Origin of the sequence: Acidovorax sp. CCYZU-2555, assembly GCF_018413525.1 — a bacterium.
In the GTDB taxonomy this organism is placed as follows: Bacteria; Pseudomonadota; Gammaproteobacteria; order Burkholderiales; family Burkholderiaceae_C; genus Comamonas.
Map to the genome: position 1 here is coordinate 17,532 of NZ_JAHCDD010000061.1, position 19,102 is coordinate 36,633.

Consider the following 19,102-nt stretch of genomic DNA (forward strand, 5'->3'; position numbering starts at 1 on the left):
GCTGCGCGGCTTTCTTTACAGCAGGTGCTTGACGCCGTCTTGCTCGCCTTGCAGCTCGGCCAGCGTCTTGTTGATGCCTTCTTGCGAGAAAGCGTCGATTTCCAGGCCTTCGACGATCTTGTATTCGCCGCCTTCGGTGGTCACGGGGAAGCCGAAGACCACGCCAGCAGGAATGCCATATTCGCCGTTCGAAGGCACGCCCATGGTGACCCATTCGCCGTTCGAGCCCAGGGCCCAGTCGCGCATGTGGTCGATGGCGGCGTTGGCGGCCGAAGCTGCCGACGACAGGCCGCGTGCGGCGATGATCGCTGCGCCGCGCTTGCCGACCGTGGGCAGGAACACGTTGGCGTTCCATTCCTGGTCGTTGATCATTTCCTTGACCGACTTGCCGTCGACCGTGGCGAAACGGTAGTCAGCGTACATCGTGGGCGAGTGGTTGCCCCAGACAGTCAGCTTGCGGATGTCGCCGACCTTGAAACCGGCCTTGGCCGCGAGCTGCGAAGCTGCACGGTTGTGGTCCAGGCGCAGCATGGCGGTGAAGTTCTTTGCTGGCAGATCGGGAGCCGACTTCATGGCGATGTAGGCGTTGGTGTTGGCGGGGTTGCCGACAACCAGCACCTTGACGTTGCGCGAAGCGACGGCGTTCAGTGCCTTGCCTTGTGCCGTGAAGATCTGGGCGTTGGCGGCCAGCAGGTCTGCACGTTCCATGCCGGGGCCGCGGGGACGCGCGCCAACCAGCAGGGCGTAGTCGGTGCCCTTGAAGGCTTCCAGGGGGTCGGAATGGGCTTCGATGCCGGCCAGCAGCGGGAAAGCACAGTCTTCCAGCTCCATGATCACGCCCTTGAGCGCGTTCTGGGCCTTTTCGTCAGGGATTTCCAGGAGTTGCAGAATGACGGGCTGATCCTTGCCCAGCATTTCGCCCGAAGCGATGCGAAACAGCAGCGCGTAACCGATTTGACCAGCAGCGCCAGTGACGGCGACGCGAACAGGTGCTTTGCTCATAGTGATAACTCCAGAAACAGAAAAAATGGTGGGCGCATCTTGCACCAGCCTCTGTTGTCCAGCCAAGCCTGTGCCCCCGCAAACAGCCTGCAAGTGTACTCGCGATTTTGCCCGCTGGTCAATTTGTCTTATGTCTTATATAAGATATGATAGGCCCGCTGTGCAATGTGCGCCACGACGCGTCGCCGGGCGCCCACCATTCCACAAAACAACATGTCTTCCTCTTCGACCACCACCTCTGACACGCCCGTGGCGCCACCCGCGCCGGGCCCGGCTTTCAGCCCCCTCTATCAGCAGATCAAGGGGCTGATCCTGCAGAGCCTGGAGGCCGGAGAATGGCGCCCCGGCGAGCTGATTCCCAGCGAAATGGAGCTGGCCGCGCGCTTTCGCGTGAGCCAGGGCACCGTGCGCAAGGCGATTGACGAGCTCGCCGCCGAAAACCTCGTGATGCGCCGCCAGGGCAAGGGCACGTTTGTGGCCACCCACGCCGCCCAGCAGGTGCAATACCGCTTTCTCAAACTGCAGCCCGACACCGGCGACCAGCGCGAGGAAGGCCGCGCCCAGCGCCAGATCATCGACTGCAAGCGCGTGCGCGCGCCCGCCGAGATCGCCCGCCTGCTCGCGCTGCGCAGCGGCGACGCCGTGATGCAGGTGCGCCGCGTGCTCGCCTTTGTCGGCACGCCGACCATTCTTGAAGATATCTGGCTGCCCGGCCAGGCGTTCAAAGGCCTGACAGCCGAGCAGATCAGCGCCTATCAGGGGCCAACCTACGCGATGTTCGAACTCGAATACGGCGTGCGCATGGTGCGCGCCGACGAGAAGATTCGTGCCGTTCTGCCCGACGCCGAGCAGGCAGAACTGCTCCATGTAAGTACTTCTACACCATTGCTCAGCGTCGAGCGTGTAGCCTACACTTACAACGATGTTCCGATGGAGTTACGGCGCGGGCTCTACCGCACTGATACCCACCACTACCGCAATGCCTTGAATTAATTCGGTAATTCATGAGGCAAGCGGCAGCAAACCAACGCAATTGGAGAAATACGCAGCAGCAAGCGGGCCTTTGCTGCTGCATTGCAATAGAATTTTGCGGCGATCGCCTTGCCCGATTACGAAGCAGTTACCACCCACGAAAGCGCATGACATGACAGAGTTAGCCAAAAAGCGGCCAGAGTTCCGCAACATCAACCTACTCAAGGACGTCCCCACCTACCGCATGCCAGCGGCGGCCGTGGTGTCGATCTTGCACCGCATCAGCGGCATCATCATGTTCGTGCTGCTGCCGTTCATCGTCTGGATGCTGGACCGCTCGCTGACCTCGGAAATCTCCTACGACGCTTTCACCGCGGTGTTCCGCGCGGGCGCTGGCTTTGTTCCCGGCTGGTTCTTCAAGCTGATGGTGCTGGCGCTGATCTGGGCCTACCTGCACCACTTCATCGCCGGCCTGCGCCACCTGTGGATGGACCTGAGCCATTCGTCGGTGAACAAGGAATTCGGTCGCAAGTCCGCCGTCACCGTGCTGGTGATCAGCGTAGCCCTCACCCTGGTGCTGGGCGCCAAGCTGTTCGGCCTGTACTGATCCGCCCCGCACACTGAACAAGAAGGAATAACCATGTCCGTGAATTACGGCTCCAAGCGCACCGTTGTCGGTGCCCACTACGGTCTGCGCGACTGGCTCGTCCAGCGCGGCACCGCGGTCATCATGACCCTGTTCACCATCGCGCTGCTGGCGCAGGTGATTTTCTCCAGGGGTGCCCTCGGTTACGACCTGTGGGCCGGTATCTTTGCCGCCCAGTGGATGAAGGGCCTGACCTTCGCCACGGTCATCGCGCTGGCCTGGCACGTCTGGGTAGGCATGCGCAACGTCTGGATGGACTATGTCCCCGCCGTGCTCTTGCGCCTGGTGCTGCAAGTCCTGACGCTGGCCTGGCTGTTCGCCTGCACCGCCTGGGCTTTCCAGGTGCTGTGGCGCATGTAAGCGGGCAAACGATCTCCACGATTGAAGGTTAAGAATGAGCTATACCAAAGCAAAAATCACCAAGCGCAAGTTTGACGTCGTTATCGTCGGCGCTGGCGGCTCGGGCATGCGTGCCGCGCTGGAACTGTCGCGCGCCGGCCTGAATGTGGCCTCGCTGTCCAAAGTGTTCCCCACGCGTTCGCACACCGTGGCCGCCCAGGGTGGCGTGTCGGCGTCGCTGGGCAACATGTCCGAAGACAACTGGCACTATCACTTCTACGACACCATCAAGGGCTCCGACTGGCTCGGCGACCAGGATGCGATCGAGTTCATGTGCCGTGAAGCCCCCAAGGTGGTCTACGAGCTCGAACACTTCGGCATGCCGTTCGACCGCAACCCCGATGGCACGATCTATCAGCGTCCGTTCGGCGGCCACACCGCCAACTACGGCGAAAAGCCCGTGCAACGCGCCTGCGCCGCGGCCGACCGTACCGGTCACGCCATGCTGCACACGCTGTACCAGCAGAACGTCAAGGCGAAGACCAACTTCTTCGTCGAGTGGATGGCACTGGATCTGATCCGCAATGAAGCCGGCGATGTCGTCGGTGTCACCGCGCTCGAACTCGAGACCGGCGACCTGTACGAGCTGCAGGCCAAGGCCGTGCTGCTGGCAACGGGCGGCGCAGGCCGCATCTTCGCGGCATCGACCAACGCCTTCATCAACACCGGCGACGGCCTGGGCATGGCGGCACGTGCCGGCATTCCGCTGCAGGACATGGAATTCTGGCAATTCCACCCCACCGGCGTGGCCGGCGCTGGCGTGCTGCTGACCGAAGGCTGCCGCGGCGAAGGCGCCATTCTGCTGAACAGCGAAGGCGAACGCTTCATGGAGCGCTATGCGCCCACCTTGAAGGATCTGGCCCCACGTGACTTCGTGTCGCGTTCGATGGACCAGGAAATCAAGGAAGGCCGTGGCTGTGGTCCGAACAAGGACTACGTGATGCTCAAGCTGAGCCACCTGGGTGCGGACACCATCCACAAGCGCCTGCCTTCGGTCTACGAAATCGGCGTCAACTTCGCCAACGTCGACATCACCAAGGAAGACATTCCCGTGGTGCCGACCATCCATTACCAAATGGGCGGCATTCCCACCAACATCAACGGCCAGGTCGTGGTGCATGATGGCCAGGCCAACCAGGTCGTCAATGGTCTGTACGCCGTGGGCGAATGCTCCTGCGTGTCGGTGCACGGCGCCAACCGCCTGGGCACCAACTCGCTGCTCGACCTGCTGGTCTTCGGCAAGGCCGCCGGCCGCCACATCGTCGACTTCGTGCGCAACGGTGTCGAGCACCAGCCCATGCCCGCTGACGGCGCCGACCGCACCCTGGCGCGCCTCAACCAGCTGCAGGAATCGACCGCAGGCACCTATGCCCAGGACGTCGCCGGCAACATCCGCACCACCATGCAACAGCACGCTGGCGTGTTCCGCACGCAAAAGAGCATGGACGAAGGCGTCGTGAAGATCAACGCCATCCGCGACACCGTGGCTGCCGTGACCCTCAAGGACAAGTCCATGGTCTGGAACACGGCGCGCATGGAAGCGCTGGAAGTCGACAACCTGATCGAGGTCGCTCAGGCCACGATGACTTCGGCCGCCGCACGCACCGAGTGCCGTGGCGCCCACACCGTGTACGACTACGAACACGACGCCGACCACGCTGAATTCCCGCTGGGTCGCAACGACAAGGAATGGCTCAAGCACACCTTGTGGCACAGCGCTGGCAACTCGCTCAGCTACAAGCCCGTGAACCTCAAGCCCCTGACGGTGGACAGCGTGCCTCCCAAGGTCCGCACGTTCTGATCGCCCCGCAGCCCGACGAGAAAAAAATCATGAAGCGCAAATTCCAAATCTACCGCTACGATCCGGACAAGGACGCCAAGCCCTACATGCAAACCGTGGAAGTCGAACTCGACGGCCACGAGCGCATGCTGCTCGACGCCCTGGTCAAACTCAAGGAACAGGATCCTTCGATCTCGTTCCGCCGCTCGTGCCGCGAAGGCGTCTGCGGCTCGGATGCGATGAACATCAACGGCAAGAACGGTCTGGCCTGCCTGACCAACATGAACACCTTGCCCGGTACCATCGTTCTGAAGCCCCTGCCCGGCCTGCCGGTCATCCGCGATCTGATCGTGGACATGACGCAGTTCTTCAAGCAGTACCACTCGATCAAGCCGTACCTGATCACCGAGACCATCACGCCCGAGAAGGAGCGTCTGCAGTCGCCCGAAGAGCGTGAAGAGCTCAACGGCCTGTACGAGTGCATTCTGTGCGCGAGCTGCTCGACCAGCTGCCCCTCGTTCTGGTGGAACCCCGACAAGTTCGTGGGCCCCGCAGGTCTGCTGCAAGCCTACCGCTTCATCGCCGACAGCCGCGACGAAGCCACGGGCGCGCGTCTGGACAACCTGGAAGATCCTTACCGCCTGTTCCGCTGCCATACCATCATGAACTGCGTGGACGTGTGCCCCAAGCACCTGAACCCCACGAAGGCGATTGGCAAGATCAAGGAACTGATGGTGCGTCGCGCCATCTGATGAACATGACGAACACTCTGCTCGATGAACGCGAACGCAACCTGCTTCAGTGGCGCAGCCGCCGGGGCCTGGTCGAGAACGACATCTTCATTGGGCAGTTCTTCGCCACCTACGGAGACCAGCTGACGCGGAGACACGCAGCTGGCCTGTCTGCCCTGATGGACTTGGCAGACAACGACCTTCTGGATCTATTCCTTGCACGCAAGGAACCCGAAGGCGAACTCGACACAGAAGAAATCAAAGAAGTGCTGGAACTGGTGCGCAAGCGCCAGCCCGGATCACTTTCACATGTAGGCTAGGCAAACTAGAGAAGGAAGTTGGAAATGAAACTCGCCGATAACAAAGCAACACTGTCGTTCACGAATGGCAGCCCCAGCGTTGAATTGCCCGTGTACCAGGGCAACATTGGCCCGGACGTGATTGATATTCGCAAGTTGTACGGCCAGACCGGCATGTTCACGTATGACCCCGGCTTCCTCTCGACGGCAGCCTGCCAGTCGGCAATCACCTACATCGACGGCGACAAGGGCGAGCTGCTGTACCGCGGCTACCCCATCGAGCAACTCGCGAAGAACTGCGACTACCTCGAAACCTGTTACCTGCTGCTGTACGGTGAACTGCCCAACGAAACCGAAAAGGCCGATTTCGTCGAGCGCGTGACCAAGCACACCATGGTCAACGAGCAGATGCAATTCTTCCTGCGTGGCTTCCGCCGCGACGCCCATCCCATGGCCGTCCTGACGGGCCTGGTCGGTGGAATGTCGGCGTTCTACCACGACAGCACGGACATCAACAATCCCGAGCACCGCGAAATCGCTGCCATCCGCCTGATCGCCAAGATGCCTACCCTGGTGTCCATGGCATACAAGTACGGCACGGGCCAGCCCTACATGTACCCCAAGAATGACCTGTCGTACTCCGGCAACTTCTTGCGCATGATGTTTGGCAACCCCTGCGAAGAGTATGTGGTCAACCCCGTGCTCGAGCGCGCTCTGGACCGCATCTTCATCCTGCACGCGGACCACGAGCAGAACGCTTCGACTTCGACCGTGCGCCTGTGCGGTTCGTCGGGCACCAACCCGTTTGCCGCCATCTCGGCCGGCGTGGCATGCCTGTGGGGCCCTGCCCACGGCGGCGCCAACGAAGCCTGCCTGAACATGCTCGAACAGATCCAGGCCAACGGCGGCATCGCCAAGGTCGGCGAGTTCATGGAACAGGTCAAGGACAAGTCGTCGGGCGTGAAGCTGATGGGCTTTGGCCACCGCGTCTACAAGAACTACGACCCCCGCGCCACGCTGATGCAGGAAACCTGCAATGAAGTGCTGGCCGAACTGGGCCTGGAAAACGATCCGCTGTTCGCACTGGCCAAGGCCGTCGAGAAGATCGCCCTGGAAGACGACTACTTCGTGCAGCGCAAGCTCTACCCGAACGTCGACTTCTACTCCGGCATCGTGCAGCGCGCCATGGGCATTCCCGTGAACATCTTCACGGGCGTGTTTGCCCTGGCCCGTACCGTCGGCTGGATCGCCCAGCTGAACGAACAAATGGCCGACCCCGAGTACAAGATCGGCCGTCCCCGCCAGCTGTTCACCGGCTCGCAGCACCGCACCGTCAAGCCTATCGGCCAGCGTTAAGACCCCGGCGGCCTGGGCCGCTGGACGACAAGCCCGCAGATGCTCCGGCCCTGCGGGCTTTTTTGCGTCGGCTGGCGACTCAAGGGCTCTCGAGCACGCCCACGATTTCCACTGCGCCAGCGTGCGCGCACGGCTCCTGCGCTGCCTCGGTGCAGCTCGGCGGGTCTGAAACAAATCCCGGTTCATCGCAGTCGTGTGGCGGCCAATGCGTACTTTGTGCCCCATGGCCCGGTGGCTGCGGACCCCTATCGCCATCCGGGTCACCGCCAGACCGGGCCTGGGTGCTGTTGACGATGGCCCACTGCATCTTCATCTTGTTCGCCCCCGAACCCCGAGCCGAGTACACCAGATCGCTGGCGTTCATATGCCAATGGTTCTCCCGTTCCGGGTCCGCGCCGGCCTCGAGCAAGAGCGCCACGCCCGGCGCCCATCCCCCCATCACCGCATGCATCAGCGCCGTATTGCCATTGCCGTCCGCCGCATCGATGTCCGCTTCCCGGGCGAGGATGGCCTGCGCCAGGTCCGCTCGGTTTTGCCAGACCGCGGCCATCAACGCCGTGTGGCCCATCTTGGTCTGCAGATCGACATTGGCCCCCCTGGCCAGCAAGGCATGCACCACGCTGTCGTATTGCTTGTCGACCGCGAGGAAGAGCGCGCTCGCGCCGTTGTGCATCACCACATCGACATCGGCATGGGCGTCCAGCAACTCTTGCACCACGGCCAGGAACTTGGCTTCCAGCATATGCCACCCGTCCCCAGCCGCTGAAGCGGTGGCATAGAACCCGTTGAGCGCTTTATCCAATGCCTGCGCGGGACCCAGATAAACCGCAGCCAGCAATGCGTTCGAGCCCAGATGGCTCTTGGCATCGACCTGTGCTCCGTGCTGTATCAAGGCGCTCACCACGTGCTGGCGTCCCAGCCCAGCCGCATACTCCAGCGGGCCGATAGCGTGCATCCCCAGTCCCAAATTGGGGTTGGCATTGGCTTCGAGCAGGGCCTGTACCACGCCCATGGGGGCATGTTGCACGGCATGCACCAGCGGACTCATTGCGTCGCTGTCGAGCGCATCCAGATCCATTCCGGTGGCGGCAAACGCCTTCACCAGCGCGATTTGTTGATTGCCATCCACGCTTTCCTCGTAGATTGCGTCCACCAACAACTCCAAATTGGGGCTGGCATGGGCTTCGAGCAGGGTCCGTACCACGGCCACGGGGGCATGTTGCGCGGCATGCTGCAGCGGGCTCACTCCCTTGCTGTCGAGAGCATCCAAATCCATTCCGGTGGCAGCAAGCGCCTTCACCAGCGCGATTTGTTGATCGGTATCCACGCTTTCCTTGCATATCGCGTCCAGCAACAGTTTCAAATACAGCTGCTGCTGGTCGCCAGGAACCAGCACGCCCTTGGCGCGCAACTCCACGACTTGCGCTGAATTGCCCTGCCGCGCCGCATGCAGCAACTGTGCACTGGCAATCTTCTCGACCATTGCGCCGCCGCGCGACAGCGCCATGTCCGCGACGCTGAGCTGGTGCCGGTTCTGATGAAAGGGGTTTGCGCCGGCCTCCAGCAACAGCTCCACGCTCTGCAGGTCGTTCTTTTCAACGGCAAACATCAACGCGGTAGATTCGTCATTGTCAGTGAGATCGATCTGCGGCGTTCGTTCCAGCAAGCATTGCAGCAGCTTGGGGCTACCGCTAGACGCGGCGCTCATCAACGGGGTAATGCCCAAATCGTCCGCGATCTCGATATTGACGTTGGCCTCCAGCAATATCTGCAATATTTCCACCATGCACTCGTGGTCCGCCCGTTCCGGTTGAAACACGGCGTACAACGGGACCTCCTTTGACTCCCCGCCCTGCCCATCGACGTTGGCCCCTGCGGCAATCAAGCACCGCACGAGGTCCGGACATTTGCGCCAGATGGCGGCCTGCAGCGCGCCGGGGCTGCCTTCCAGCAGCGGATTGGGCTCGGCTTTTGCGTCCAGCAAAGCCCGCACCACGTCCACTGGCGCAATGAGAATGGCACTGATAAGTGGGTTCATCTTCCGCACGGATACATCCAGATTCATTCCCGTTGCGCAGCAGGCCTTCACCATTTGCAGTTGCTGGGCGGAGTACGAGTCTCCATTGATGATTGCCCCAAGCAGCGTTTCCAGATACAGAGACTGTTGCGCGTCCGGCAGCTTGGGCTCTGCCATGGTCCGCAGTACCGTTACCACGTCCGGCCGTCCGTGCGCGACCGCGTAGTTCATCAGGTGGTGCAATGCCGGCGCGGGTAATTTCTGCGCGTCCCGCATCTCCGGACTCATGACATCGAACAGTTTCAGCATCACTTCGTGGGAGTGCTTAAGTAACGCCACGGTAAAAGCCGTCTGTTGATGCTTGCTCCTGTGGCTCAGGTCGGCACCGGCGTTCAGCAGCATTTCCGTGCCCTGCACCCAGTTTTCCTGTGCGGCATGCATCAGTGCCGTATTGCCGTGGTCGTCGGCAAGTTCGGTGTCCGGATTTCTTGCCAGCAGGGCCTGCAGCAGGTGCGGGCTGCCGCGTTTCACCGCGAGCATCAGCATGGTGCACTTCCCATGCCAGACATTGACATCCATGTTTTCAGCGGCATCGACCAAGGCCTGCGCGATGGCCACGGGTGCGTTGGTCAGCGCGAGCGCCAGCGGGCTTGAGCCGGACTTATCCGCGGCGCTCACGTCCATTCCCGTAGCGCCAAAGGCTTTCATTACCCGCACCTTGTGGAGATCGCTGGTGTTCTTGGCCGTGATCGCGTCCATCAAATGGTGCCAATAGTCTGCGAGGTCCTTGGCCCCAATGTCTATCTGCCTGGCCCGGCATTCCAGGACCTTGTGCAGGTTTCCCTCCAGTGCGGCTTTCAGCATCTGCAGGCAGGTCGTCGGTTTGGCGATGATGTGGGTTTTCTTTGGCGGGTTTTTCTTTGGCATGGCGAGCTGAGTGCCGTGATCCGGGCAGATGCCTGATTACAACATAATAGTTAAAATATAATTTTATACTTTAACAATAGTTTTTTGCAATCGATTGCCAGTGACGCATCCAGCAACTTTGTCGTGTCCGAAAGGCCGCAAGGCCTAGTGCGGCCAGACTCAGCGGCTGTACCCGCCAAAGCGCTCGCGATACACCACTGGCGTGATGCCCATATGCCGCACGAACAGATGGCGCAGCGCCTGCTTCGAGCGCAGGCCCACGCGCGCGGCGACGGTCTTGAGCGGCAGGTGGCGAGGCGCCTGCAGCAGCTGCTTTGCGCCTTCGAGGCGCGCCGGTCTCGACAAAGGCAGATGGCGCTCGCTCATCCATGCCTGCGCGGCCAGCACTTCCAGGTCCAACGGCTCGGCAAGATTTGCCAGCACGTAGTCCTGCACCGCCTTGACGACGCCGGTCTGCACGGCCTGGCTGGAAAACTGCACGCTGAACTGCGACTGCCCGCCCGGACGCTTGGGGTACATCACCAGATCGCGCGCCACATCGAGCGCCAGATCGATGCAGGCCGTGACGCCGGCCGAGGTCCAGAGGTGGCCGTCGCGCACAACGATCGCGTCGGCATCGACATCGACTGCGGGATAGCGCTGCTGCTGCAGCGCGGCAACGCTCCAGTGGGTGGCAGCGCGGCGGCCTTCGAGCAGGCCGGCAGCGGCCAGGAAGAAGCTGCCCGAACACAGGACAATGACGCGCGGCACGCGCGCAGCCACGCGCGCCGTCCAGGCCAGGAGTTCGCTCCGGGCATCGACGGTCTCGGTAATCTGGCGCGAGCCCGCGAGCTCGCGAGCCCGCGAGCCGGATGGCAGGTTTGCCGCGCACTTGATCAATATCGATGATCTGATCACCCACCATCTGAAACTGGAAGACATCAACAAGGGCTTTGACTTGATGAAAGCCGGCGAATCCATTCGCTACGTGGTGGTCTACTAAGACGCTTCCCGCCCGTGCTGGCACACTGCACGGGCCTTATTTTTCTGGAGAGAACCCGCATGTCCGACACCCTCGAATTGCTCAGCGCCCATGCCGCCTTTGGCGGTGCCCAGCGTTTTTACCGCCACGCCTCCAACGAGATCGGCCTGCCGATGAAGTTCTCGGTCTACCTGCCCCCCAAGGCCGTGGCTGGCGAGAAGGTGCCGGCCCTGGTCTATCTGGCGGGCCTCACCTGCACCGAGGAAACCTTCATGACCAAGGCCGGTGCCCAGCGCCTGGCGGCCGAGCTGGGCCTGGCGCTGATCGCGCCCGACACCAGCCCGCGCGGCGCCAACCTGCCGGGCGAAGCCCAGAGCTGGGACTTCGGCGTGGGCGCGGGCTTTTACCTCGACGCCACGACCCGGCCCTGGGGCCTGCACTGGCGCATGGAAAGCTATCTGGTCGAGGAATTGCTGCCGCTGCTGGGCCGCAAGCTGCCCATAGACCCGCAGCGCGTGGGCATCTTCGGCCACTCGATGGGCGGCCATGGCGCGCTGACGCTGGCCTTGCGCCACCCGGGCCGATTCAAGAGTGTTTCGGCGTTCGCGCCCATTGCCAACCCCACGCAATGCGCCTGGGGCCGCAAGGCTTTCACCGGCTATCTGGGCGAAGACGAGTCAAGCTGGGCCGCGCATGACGCCAGCTTGCTGATGGCCGCGCAGAAGTCCGCGCCCTACCCTGCGGGCATTCTGGTCGACCAGGGGCTGGCCGACAAGTTCCTGATGGAAAAGCAGCTGTTGCCCGAAGCTTTTGAAGCCGCCTGCGCCCAGGTCGGCCAGCCGCTGACGCTGCGCCGCCAGCCAGGCTATGACCACGGCTACTACTTCATTCAGACCTTCATTGACGACCATTTGCGCCACCACGCGCAGCAGTTGACGGGTTGAACGCCGGCCCGGCAGCGGGCTGTCAATTCGCACCGAAACAGTGCGGGATTGATGCATCATCTACAGTGGAGCGTTAGTCTTCAGCAAGGTACACCATGTCGCGCAAACCGCAGATCATTCTTTCGTCCCTCGATCTCGATCGCATCGAAGCCTTGCTGGCGGCCATTCCCGCGTCCGTGTTTCCGGGCAAGGCCGATCTGGAAGCCGAACTCGACCGTGCCGACGTGGTCGAGCCGGCGCAGATGCCGCCCAACGTGGTGACCATGAACTCGACCGTGCAGTTCGAGATTCTCGAAACGCGCCAGGACTTTCGCCTGACCCTGGTCTATCCGCGCGACATCGACGGCAGCGCCGACCGCGTGTCGATCTTCGCCCCCGTGGGCAGCGCGCTGCTGGGGCTGTCCGTGGGCGACGAACTCGCCTGGCCCGGCCCCGGCGGCAAGACCATGACGGTGCGCGTGACAGGCATCATCTATCAGCCTGAAAGCGCGGGCGAACTGCACCGCTGAAGCTGCGCCAAGGCAAAAACGCATACGGGGACTTCGTCCCCCAGCGTTCGGCACACTGCGTGTGCCTAGCGTGCGATGCAGATCAAGTCCAGGCCGTGATCCACGTCATCAGCATGCCCGTGCCCACCAGGCTGGCCTGCCAGCGCAGTGCATCCTGCCAGCTGGGCATATGGCGCTCCACGCGTTGATACAGCAGCCGGCCCGTGGCCAGCGACAGCGCGAACGCGGCCCACAGGCCCACCAGATTGATCGCCAGCGAATCGGGCCAGAACCAGGTCACCACGGCATTGACCAGCAGGCAGACGGGAAAGTGGACCAGGAACACCGAATACGACATCTGGCCCAGTTGCTGCAGCCGCGCGGGGCCCGGCACGCTGTAGAGCCTGGGGCTGCGCATCACGGCGACCAGGGCCAGTGCGGCAGAGCCGGCGAGCGCGATGCGCGTGCGCCATTCGAGCCACAGCGCCACGCCCAGCAATGCAGCCATCAGCGCGCTCCAGGCCCAGGGACGCGCCGCGCGCACGGCCCAGAATGCCATCATGCCCAGGCCATAGGCGCCAAAGAAGTAGACGGCCCAGTTATCGAAATCGGCGTCGCGGTTGAAGCCCCAGAGCGAGGCGGCGGCGAGCAGCACGACCACCACCTGGCCCGGCGTGGGCCGGGCAGATGCGCCGGCCTCGGAGCCGAACCAGCGGCGGCCCGCGGCGAACAACAGCGCCGTGAGCGCAAACAGCTGGAAGTCGATGGCGACATACCAGACGCCGGCCGACAGCGACTCCTCGCCGACGATGCCCTGCAGCAGCAGCGCATGCGCGAGCAGCTGGAACAAGGTGGGCGCGCCCGACATCGACGCATGGTCGAACCAGGGCCGCACCAAGGCCGATATCAGCACCGCGAGCACCAGCGCCACGGCCAGCGGCACGACCAGGCGCACGAAGCGCCGCGCGATCTGCGGCAGCACTTCGCTGTGGCGCGCCAGGCCCGCGGGCGCGAGGCTGGCCGCAGCCAGGTAACCGGCGAGCACCAGGAACAGCTGCACGGCCATGCGTGCGTCCTGATCGAGCCATTCGATCAGCGCGGGCAGCAACGGTTCCACCACGTCCGCCATGGGACCGTAGAAAGCCAGGTGGTGCCAGACAATGGCGGCGCAGGCCAGGCCCTTGGCGCAGTCGATGACCGCGTTGCGCGAGGCAGGTAACGAGGAAGACATAGACAAAAAATGGAGCGCGAGACGGTGCCAACCTACAAGGGGGGCAGCGGCTGCGTGGCTGAATGGGCGAAGGCCCGGAACATGCAACCGGTATTTTGCGCTTTTCCGACATTCGCTGCTTGGACCGGCGCAGGACGCGCGTTCAATGACCCTACACAGATATTTCGAAGTTCCAGTAGGTACTGAAAATCCAGTCAACAAAGGGACAATGCCTTCATGACGCAAAGCAATCCTCTTCCTGAACTCAACCGCCAATTCATTTCTCACTTTGGCGAGATGGGCAGTCGCTGGGGCATCAACCGCACCGTGGGCCAGATCTACGCGCTGCTGTTTCTCTCGCCCGTGGCGCTCAACGCAGATCAGATCGCCGAAGCCCTGGCGTTCTCGCGCTCGAATGTGAGCATGGGCCTCAAGGAACTCCAGTCGTGGCGGCTGGTGCATCTGCGTCACCACCCGGGCGATCGCCGCGAGTACTTCGATGCGCCCCAGGACGTCTGGGAAATCTTCCGCCTGCTCGCCGAAGAGCGCCGGCGCCGTGAGATCGAGCCCACGCAGTCGATGCTGCGCGGCGCGCTGCTCGAAGACCCGGCGAGCGATGACGAGCGCTATGCGCAGGAGCGCATGCGCGACATGTACGAGCTGATTGAAAAGCTGATGACCTGGTTCGACGAAATCCAGCGCCTGTCGCCCGACACCGCCAAGCAGCTGATGGGCATGGGCGCGGCCGTGACGCGCGTGCTCGAATTCAAGGACAGGCTGACCGGCAAGAGCCCTGCGGCCCGCCCTCTGCCGCCGGCAGCGCCCTGATCAGCCCAGCGCCAGGCGTGCGCGCGCGGCCTGGTATTCGCTGCGCAGCTGCGCCACGCGTTCGGCGACGCTGGTCACGGCATTGATCGTGCCAATGCCCTGGCCGCAGCCCCAGATGTCTTTCCAGGCCTTGGTCGATGCACCGCCGAAGTTCATCTTGCTCGGGTCCGACTCGGGCAGGTTGTCCGGGTCCAGGCCCGCGGCGCGTATCGACGGCGCGAGGTAGTTGCCGTGCACGCCGGTGAACAGGTTGCTGTAGACGATATCGTCCGAGTTGCCGTCGACGATGGCCTGCTTGTAGGCATCGCTGGCGCGCGCTTCATGGGTGGCGATGAACGCCGAACCGATATAGCCGAAGTCGGCGCCCATGGCCTGGGCCGCGAGCACCGCCCCGCCCGAGGCGATCGCGCCCGACAGCGCCAGAGGCCCGTCGAACCACTGGCGAATTTCCTGGATCAGCGCGAACGGGCTCTTGCCGCCCGCATGGCCGCCCGCGCCCGCGGCCACGGCGACCAGGCCGTCGGCGCCCTTCTCCACGGCCTTGTGCGCGAACTTGTTGTTGATGATGTCGTGCAGCACCACGCCGCCCCAGCCGTGCACCGCCTGATTGACGTCCTCGCGAGCGCCCAGCGAGGTGATCACGATCGGCACCTTGAAGCGCGCGCAGACTTCCATGTCGTGATCGAGCCGGTCATTGCTCTTGTGCACGATCTGGTTGATCGCGAACGGCGCGGCCGGCTGGTCCGGATGATCGCGGTCATGCGCGGCCAGGGTCTCGGTGATTTCGGCAAGCCAGTCTTCGAGCTGGGCCGCGGGCCTGGCGTTGAGCGATGGCATGGAGCCGACGATGCCGGCCTTGCATTGCGCGATCACCATCTGCGGATTGCTGATGATGAACAGCGGCGAAGCGATCACCGGCAGGGACAGGCCCTGCAGTGCCTTGGGAAGTTGCGACATGTTTGTCTCCTGTCTGGAAAATGGAGGGCTGGAGCGGGATTTAAAAATCCTCTATGCCCAGCGCCATGACGCTGTCCGCGCCCTGCACCACGCTGTCGCGCAGCGCCGTGACCCTGACCAGCACATGCTCGGCATAGAACTGGGCGGTAGCGATCTTCGCGCGCAGGAAGCGGTTGTGCTGTCCCGTGGGCAACAGCTGCTCGGCCACCCACAGCGCGCGGCCCAGCTGCCAGCCGGCCATCAGGTTGCCGGCGAGCATCAGGTAAGGCACGCTGCCCGCGTACGTGGCATTGGGCTGCTGCTTGGCGTTCTCCAGCACGTAGTCGACGACTTCAAGAAACGCGTGGCGCGCGGCCGCCAATTGGCGCGCGACCGACAGCGCGGCCGGCGTGCCGCAGGACTGCAGCTGCTGCTCGGTTTCCTCGATCTGCGCGGCGAACGTGCGCGCCGTCTGGCCGCCGTCGCGCACCGTCTTGCGGCCCACGAAGTCGTTGGCCTGAATGGCCGTCGTGCCTTCGTAGATGGTCAGGATCTTCGCATCGCGGTAATGCTGGGCGGCGCCGGTTTCCTCGATGAAACCCATGCCGCCATGCACCTGCACGCCCAGGCCCGTGACTTCCTGGGCCATCTCGGTGCTGTAGCCCTTGACCAGGGGCACCATGAATTCGTAGAGCGCCGCGTGGTGGGCGCGCTGTGCGGCGTCGGGGTGGTGGTGGGCCAGGTCGTAGGACGCGGCGGCCGTGGTCGCCATCGCGCGGCAGCCTTCGGTCGAGGCGCGCATCACCATCAGCATGCGGCGCACGTCGGGGTGGTGAATGATGGTCGCGCTGGCCTTGACGCTGCCGTCGACCGGGCGGCTTTGCACGCGCTCCTTGGCAAAAGCCGCGGCCTGCTGGTAGGCGCGGTCGGCGATCGCGATGCCCTGTACGCCCACTGCGTAGCGCGCGGCATTCATCATGATGAACATGTACTCGAGGCCGCGGTTCTCCTCGCCCACGAGATAGCCCACGGCACCCGCGCCCGCGCTGTCGGCCACGCTGCCGGCAACGCCATCGCCGAACTGCAGCACGGCCGTGGGCGAGGCTTTGATGCCCAGCTTGTGTTCTATGGACACGCATTGCACATCGTTGCGCGCGCCCAGGCTGCCGTCGGCTTGCACCAGGAACTTGGGCACGACGAACAGGCTGATGCCCTTGACGCCTTCGGGCGCGCCCTGCACGCGGGCCAGCACCAGATGGACGATGTTCTCGGCCATGTCGTGCTCACCGTAGGTGATGAAGATCTTGGTGCCGAAGACCTTGTAGCTGTTGTCGGCCTGGGGCTCGGCGCGCGTGCGCACCAGCGCCAGGTCGGAGCCGGCCTGGGGCTCGGTCAGATTCATGGTGCCTGTCCATTGACCGGTCACGAGCTTCTCGAGGTAGTGGGCCTTGAGTTCATCGCTGCCGGCCGTGAGCAGGGCTTCGATCGCGCCGTCGGTCAGCAGCGGGCACAGCGCAAAACTCAGATTCGCGGCATTGAGCATTTCGACGCAGGCCGCGCCAATGGTCTTGGGCAGGCCCTGACCGCCAAAGTCGACCGGATGCTGCAGGCCCTGCCAGCCGCCTTCGGCGTACTGGCGAAACGCCTGCTTGAAGCCTTCGCTGGTCGTGACCACGCCGTCTTTCCAGCTCGAGGGCGCGATATCGGCCGGGCGATTGAGCGGTGCAACCACGCCTTGCGCGAACTTCGCGCATTCCTCGAGCACCGCCTGCGCGGTGTCGAGACCGGCTTCCTCGAAGCCCGGCAGCTGGGCGACCTGGTCGATTCCGGCCAGGTGCTCCATGTTGAACAACATGTCTTGCAGAGGTGCTACGTAGCTCATGGAATTTCCTTTCGATGGCCGGACTTGCTTACTGACTGATGCGTCCCGAGGCGCTGACGATGGACAGATCGACATAGCGCGAGCCGAACTGCGACTCGGGCTTGAAAGTCACCCAATAACCGCCAAGGTCATGGGCACTGAAATTGCGCAAACTCGCAGTGACTTTTTCGCGGCTTGGTGACTGGGCGCGGCGCAGCGCTTCGGAGACCACCTTGGCGTTGACGTAGCCTTCCATCATCGCGTAGCTCACGGGAATGTCCGCCGCCTTGGGATAGGCACTCACCGCGTCGCGGAATTCCTTGTTCAGGCGCATCGAAACCCGGTAGGGGCTGGGCACCACCTGGGCGATCGACAGCCCGCTCATGAATTCCGGCGGCAGGCGCGTCGTCAGCTGCTCGATGTCCGAATCGGAGTTCGCATAGATCTGCGCCGTTCCCGAATCCATGCGGTAGGCTTCGACAAACGCGGCGGTTGCCGGGCTGGAAGCGACCAGCAAAATGGCCTGCGGTCCGGGCTTGGTCTTCTGCAACTGCTCCACGGCCTGGGTCGCGGTGCTGCGCCCGCTCTTGAGCGTCACCTGGGCCACCAGCTTGGCGTTGGCCGGCGTCACGGCCTGCTGCACCAGTTGGGTCACGGCTTCCAGATCGTCACGCTCTTCGACCACCAGCGCCAGGCGGGTGATGCCGACGATGGCCAGGTGGCTGGCGATCTTCGCCATTTCATCCTGCAGGCCGGCGCGGGTGCTGAATATCGACGCCGCGCGCGCCACCTGGGCGTTGTTGCCCTGATAGCCCACGAGGCTGATGCGCTCCTTTTCGAGCATGCCGCTGCTGAGCAAGCCGGCGACGTTGCTGTTGCCCATGTAGCCGGCAAGCACGACGGGATTGGACTTGGCCAGCAGTTCACGCGTGCGCGCCACGGTCTCTTCGGAGTGGCCGCCATCGTCCATGACCACCAGCTGCACCGGCTGCCCCTGGATACCGCCGGCCTTGTTGATCTGGTCGAAATGCAGTCGCATGCCTTGCGCATAGGCCCGCCCCTGAGGGCCGCCCTTGCCGGACAACGGTGCCACCTGCCCCACCACCCACTGAGCATGCACGCCCACACAAGCCAGCGCACAAGCCAGCGCAACTGCAGCCCGGGACCAGGGTGCCATGATCGATTCCATGCGGTCGTCTCCCTCTCAAGCGCGCCGGGCGCGCCACGGTATTTTTTATAGGAGGGGGGCCTGTGCGCCAGGCGACAGGCCCCAAGAGACAGGCCCAGAGGGCCAGGTCCCTCTTTTTGCAGCGATGCTTACAGCGCCTTGACCAGCTCGGGCACGGCCGTGAACAGATCGGCTTCGAGGCCGTAGTCGGCGACGCTGAAGATCGGCGCTTCGGGGTCCTTGTTGATCGCGACGATCACCTTGGAGTCCTTCATGCCGGCCAGATGCTGGATAGCACCCGAGATGCCGGCCGCGATGTACAGCTGCGGCGCGACGATCTTGCCGGTCTGGCCGACCTGCAGATCGTTGGCGGCATAGCCCGCGTCCACGGCAGCACGCGATGCGCCGATGGCCGCGCCCAGCTTGTCGGCCAGGGGCGTGATCACTTCATTGAACTTCTCTGCCGAGCCCAGCGCGCGGCCGCCCGACACGATGATCTTCGCGGCCGTCAGTTCGGGGCGGTCGTTCTTGGCGATCTCGCTGCCCACAAAGCTGCTCTTGCCGTTGTCGGCTGCTG

17 protein-coding genes and 2 pseudogenes are annotated in these 19,102 nt (G+C 63.4%); 11 read left to right on the forward strand and 8 right to left on the reverse strand.

Going from position 1 to position 19,102, the window contains the following annotated elements:
• Window positions 1-15: 15 nt before the first annotated feature.
• Window positions 16-1,002 (reverse strand): malate dehydrogenase, encoded by a 987-nt coding sequence (locus KHY18_RS19370; RefSeq protein ID WP_159917619.1) that lies wholly within the window; start codon window positions 1,000-1,002, stop codon window positions 16-18.
• A 213-nt stretch (window positions 1,003-1,215) separates the two neighbouring features.
• On the opposite strand from KHY18_RS19370, the gene KHY18_RS19375 reads away from it, so the two are divergent.
• The 7 genes from KHY18_RS19375 (at window position 1,216) to KHY18_RS19405 (ending at window position 7,185) form a co-directional block, all read left to right on the forward strand.
• A complete protein-coding gene (locus tag KHY18_RS19375) occupies window positions 1,216-1,995 on the forward strand; it encodes a GntR family transcriptional regulator (RefSeq protein ID WP_213303633.1) in 780 nt (259 codons plus the stop codon).
• A gap of 151 nt (window positions 1,996-2,146) precedes the next feature.
• Window positions 2,147-2,581, forward strand: a complete 435-nt coding sequence (sdhC, locus tag KHY18_RS19380; RefSeq protein WP_213303635.1) for a succinate dehydrogenase, cytochrome b556 subunit — start codon at window positions 2,147-2,149, stop codon at window positions 2,579-2,581.
• A 33-nt stretch (window positions 2,582-2,614) separates the two neighbouring features.
• Window positions 2,615-2,980 (forward strand): succinate dehydrogenase, hydrophobic membrane anchor protein, encoded by a 366-nt coding sequence (gene sdhD, locus KHY18_RS19385; protein ID WP_213303637.1) that lies wholly within the window; start codon window positions 2,615-2,617, stop codon window positions 2,978-2,980.
• 34 nt (window positions 2,981-3,014) lie between these two features.
• A complete protein-coding gene (gene sdhA, locus KHY18_RS19390; RefSeq protein ID WP_213303639.1) occupies window positions 3,015-4,820 on the forward strand; it encodes a succinate dehydrogenase flavoprotein subunit in 1,806 nt (601 codons plus the stop codon).
• Window positions 4,821-4,849: 29 nt separating this feature from the next.
• Window positions 4,850-5,551, forward strand: a complete 702-nt coding sequence (locus tag KHY18_RS19395; protein WP_159917624.1) for a succinate dehydrogenase iron-sulfur subunit — start codon at window positions 4,850-4,852, stop codon at window positions 5,549-5,551.
• On the forward strand, window positions 5,551-5,850 hold the full coding sequence (locus KHY18_RS19400; RefSeq protein WP_213303641.1) for an FAD assembly factor SdhE: 300 nt from the start codon (window positions 5,551-5,553) through the stop codon (window positions 5,848-5,850). Before KHY18_RS19395 ends, KHY18_RS19400 begins: the two co-directional genes overlap by 1 nt.
• Window positions 5,851-5,874: 24 nt before the next feature.
• Complete coding sequence (locus KHY18_RS19405; protein ID WP_213303644.1) at window positions 5,875-7,185, forward strand: citrate synthase; 1,311 nt, start codon at window positions 5,875-5,877, stop codon at window positions 7,183-7,185.
• A gap of 79 nt (window positions 7,186-7,264) precedes the next feature.
• Here KHY18_RS19405 and KHY18_RS19410 read toward each other — a convergent pair whose 3' ends face one another.
• Both KHY18_RS19410 and KHY18_RS19415 read right to left on the reverse strand, forming a co-directional pair.
• Window positions 7,265-10,129 (reverse strand): ankyrin repeat domain-containing protein, encoded by a 2,865-nt coding sequence (locus KHY18_RS19410; protein WP_213303648.1) that lies wholly within the window; start codon window positions 10,127-10,129, stop codon window positions 7,265-7,267.
• Window positions 10,130-10,288: 159 nt separating this feature from the next.
• Window positions 10,289-10,960 (reverse strand): annotated as a pseudogene (locus KHY18_RS19415) (GlxA family transcriptional regulator); the annotation flags it as partial.
• Window positions 10,961-11,003: 43 nt separating this feature from the next.
• Between KHY18_RS19415 and KHY18_RS19420 the strand changes: the two are divergent.
• The 3 genes and pseudogenes from KHY18_RS19420 to rnk all read left to right on the forward strand — a co-directional run.
• Window positions 11,004-11,111 (forward strand): annotated as a pseudogene (locus tag KHY18_RS19420) (zinc-binding dehydrogenase); the annotation flags it as partial.
• A gap of 59 nt (window positions 11,112-11,170) precedes the next feature.
• Window positions 11,171-12,034 carry an S-formylglutathione hydrolase gene (fghA, locus tag KHY18_RS19425; RefSeq protein WP_213303651.1) on the forward strand — a complete coding sequence of 288 codons (864 nt, stop codon included), beginning with the start codon at window positions 11,171-11,173 and terminating at the stop codon, window positions 12,032-12,034.
• A gap of 95 nt (window positions 12,035-12,129) precedes the next feature.
• Complete coding sequence (gene rnk / locus KHY18_RS19430) at window positions 12,130-12,543, forward strand: nucleoside diphosphate kinase regulator (RefSeq protein WP_213303654.1); 414 nt, start codon at window positions 12,130-12,132, stop codon at window positions 12,541-12,543.
• Between the two features lie 82 nt (window positions 12,544-12,625).
• Here the strand turns inward: rnk and KHY18_RS19435 are convergent, their stop codons facing one another.
• A complete protein-coding gene (locus KHY18_RS19435; protein ID WP_213303657.1) occupies window positions 12,626-13,753 on the reverse strand; it encodes an acyltransferase family protein in 1,128 nt (375 codons plus the stop codon).
• A gap of 216 nt (window positions 13,754-13,969) precedes the next feature.
• Here KHY18_RS19435 and KHY18_RS19440 point away from each other — a divergent pair, with 216 nt between their 5' ends.
• Window positions 13,970-14,560 (forward strand): GbsR/MarR family transcriptional regulator, encoded by a 591-nt coding sequence (locus KHY18_RS19440; protein WP_213303660.1) that lies wholly within the window; start codon window positions 13,970-13,972, stop codon window positions 14,558-14,560.
• On the opposite strand, the gene KHY18_RS19445 is transcribed toward KHY18_RS19440, so the two are convergent.
• From KHY18_RS19445 to KHY18_RS19460, 4 genes are all read right to left on the reverse strand, one after another.
• Window positions 14,561-15,517, reverse strand: a complete 957-nt coding sequence (locus tag KHY18_RS19445) for an NAD(P)H-dependent flavin oxidoreductase (RefSeq protein WP_213303663.1) — start codon at window positions 15,515-15,517, stop codon at window positions 14,561-14,563.
• 40 nt (window positions 15,518-15,557) lie between these two features.
• A complete protein-coding gene (locus KHY18_RS19450; protein WP_213303666.1) occupies window positions 15,558-17,378 on the reverse strand; it encodes an acyl-CoA dehydrogenase in 1,821 nt (606 codons plus the stop codon).
• Window positions 17,379-17,406: 28 nt separating this feature from the next.
• Window positions 17,407-18,534 carry an ABC transporter substrate-binding protein gene (locus tag KHY18_RS19455; RefSeq protein WP_249729242.1) on the reverse strand — a complete coding sequence of 376 codons (1,128 nt, stop codon included), beginning with the start codon at window positions 18,532-18,534 and terminating at the stop codon, window positions 17,407-17,409.
• A 140-nt stretch (window positions 18,535-18,674) separates the two neighbouring features.
• Window positions 18,675-19,102 (reverse strand): electron transfer flavoprotein subunit alpha/FixB family protein (locus tag KHY18_RS19460; RefSeq protein WP_213303670.1); only part of this gene is annotated, 428 nt, incomplete at its 5' end.

Bases quoted from the DNA above. Each gene is read 5' to 3' on its own strand.
- KHY18_RS19405 (WP_213303644.1), top strand. From the start codon at position 5,875: ATGAAACTCGCCGATAACAAAGCAACACTGTCGTTCACGAATGGCAGC.
- sdhC (WP_213303635.1), top strand. From the start codon at position 2,147: ATGACAGAGTTAGCCAAAAAGCGGCCAGAGTTCCGCAACATCAACCTA.
- fghA (WP_213303651.1), top strand. From the start codon at position 11,171: ATGTCCGACACCCTCGAATTGCTCAGCGCCCATGCCGCCTTTGGCGGT.
- KHY18_RS19370 (WP_159917619.1), bottom strand. From the start codon at position 1,002: ATGAGCAAAGCACCTGTTCGCGTCGCCGTCACTGGCGCTGCTGGTCAA.
- rnk (WP_213303654.1), top strand. From the start codon at position 12,130: ATGTCGCGCAAACCGCAGATCATTCTTTCGTCCCTCGATCTCGATCGC.
- KHY18_RS19375 (WP_213303633.1), top strand. From the start codon at position 1,216: ATGTCTTCCTCTTCGACCACCACCTCTGACACGCCCGTGGCGCCACCC.
- KHY18_RS19445 (WP_213303663.1), bottom strand. From the start codon at position 15,517: ATGTCGCAACTTCCCAAGGCACTGCAGGGCCTGTCCCTGCCGGTGATC.
- sdhA (WP_213303639.1), top strand. From the start codon at position 3,015: ATGAGCTATACCAAAGCAAAAATCACCAAGCGCAAGTTTGACGTCGTT.
- KHY18_RS19450 (WP_213303666.1), bottom strand. From the start codon at position 17,378: ATGAGCTACGTAGCACCTCTGCAAGACATGTTGTTCAACATGGAGCAC.
- KHY18_RS19400 (WP_213303641.1), top strand. From the start codon at position 5,551: ATGAACATGACGAACACTCTGCTCGATGAACGCGAACGCAACCTGCTT.
- sdhD (WP_213303637.1), top strand. From the start codon at position 2,615: ATGTCCGTGAATTACGGCTCCAAGCGCACCGTTGTCGGTGCCCACTAC.
- KHY18_RS19435 (WP_213303657.1), bottom strand. From the start codon at position 13,753: ATGTCTTCCTCGTTACCTGCCTCGCGCAACGCGGTCATCGACTGCGCC.
- KHY18_RS19455 (WP_249729242.1), bottom strand. From the start codon at position 18,534: ATGGCACCCTGGTCCCGGGCTGCAGTTGCGCTGGCTTGTGCGCTGGCT.
- KHY18_RS19410 (WP_213303648.1), bottom strand. From the start codon at position 10,129: ATGCCAAAGAAAAACCCGCCAAAGAAAACCCACATCATCGCCAAACCG.
- KHY18_RS19395 (WP_159917624.1), top strand. From the start codon at position 4,850: ATGAAGCGCAAATTCCAAATCTACCGCTACGATCCGGACAAGGACGCC.
- KHY18_RS19440 (WP_213303660.1), top strand. From the start codon at position 13,970: ATGACGCAAAGCAATCCTCTTCCTGAACTCAACCGCCAATTCATTTCT.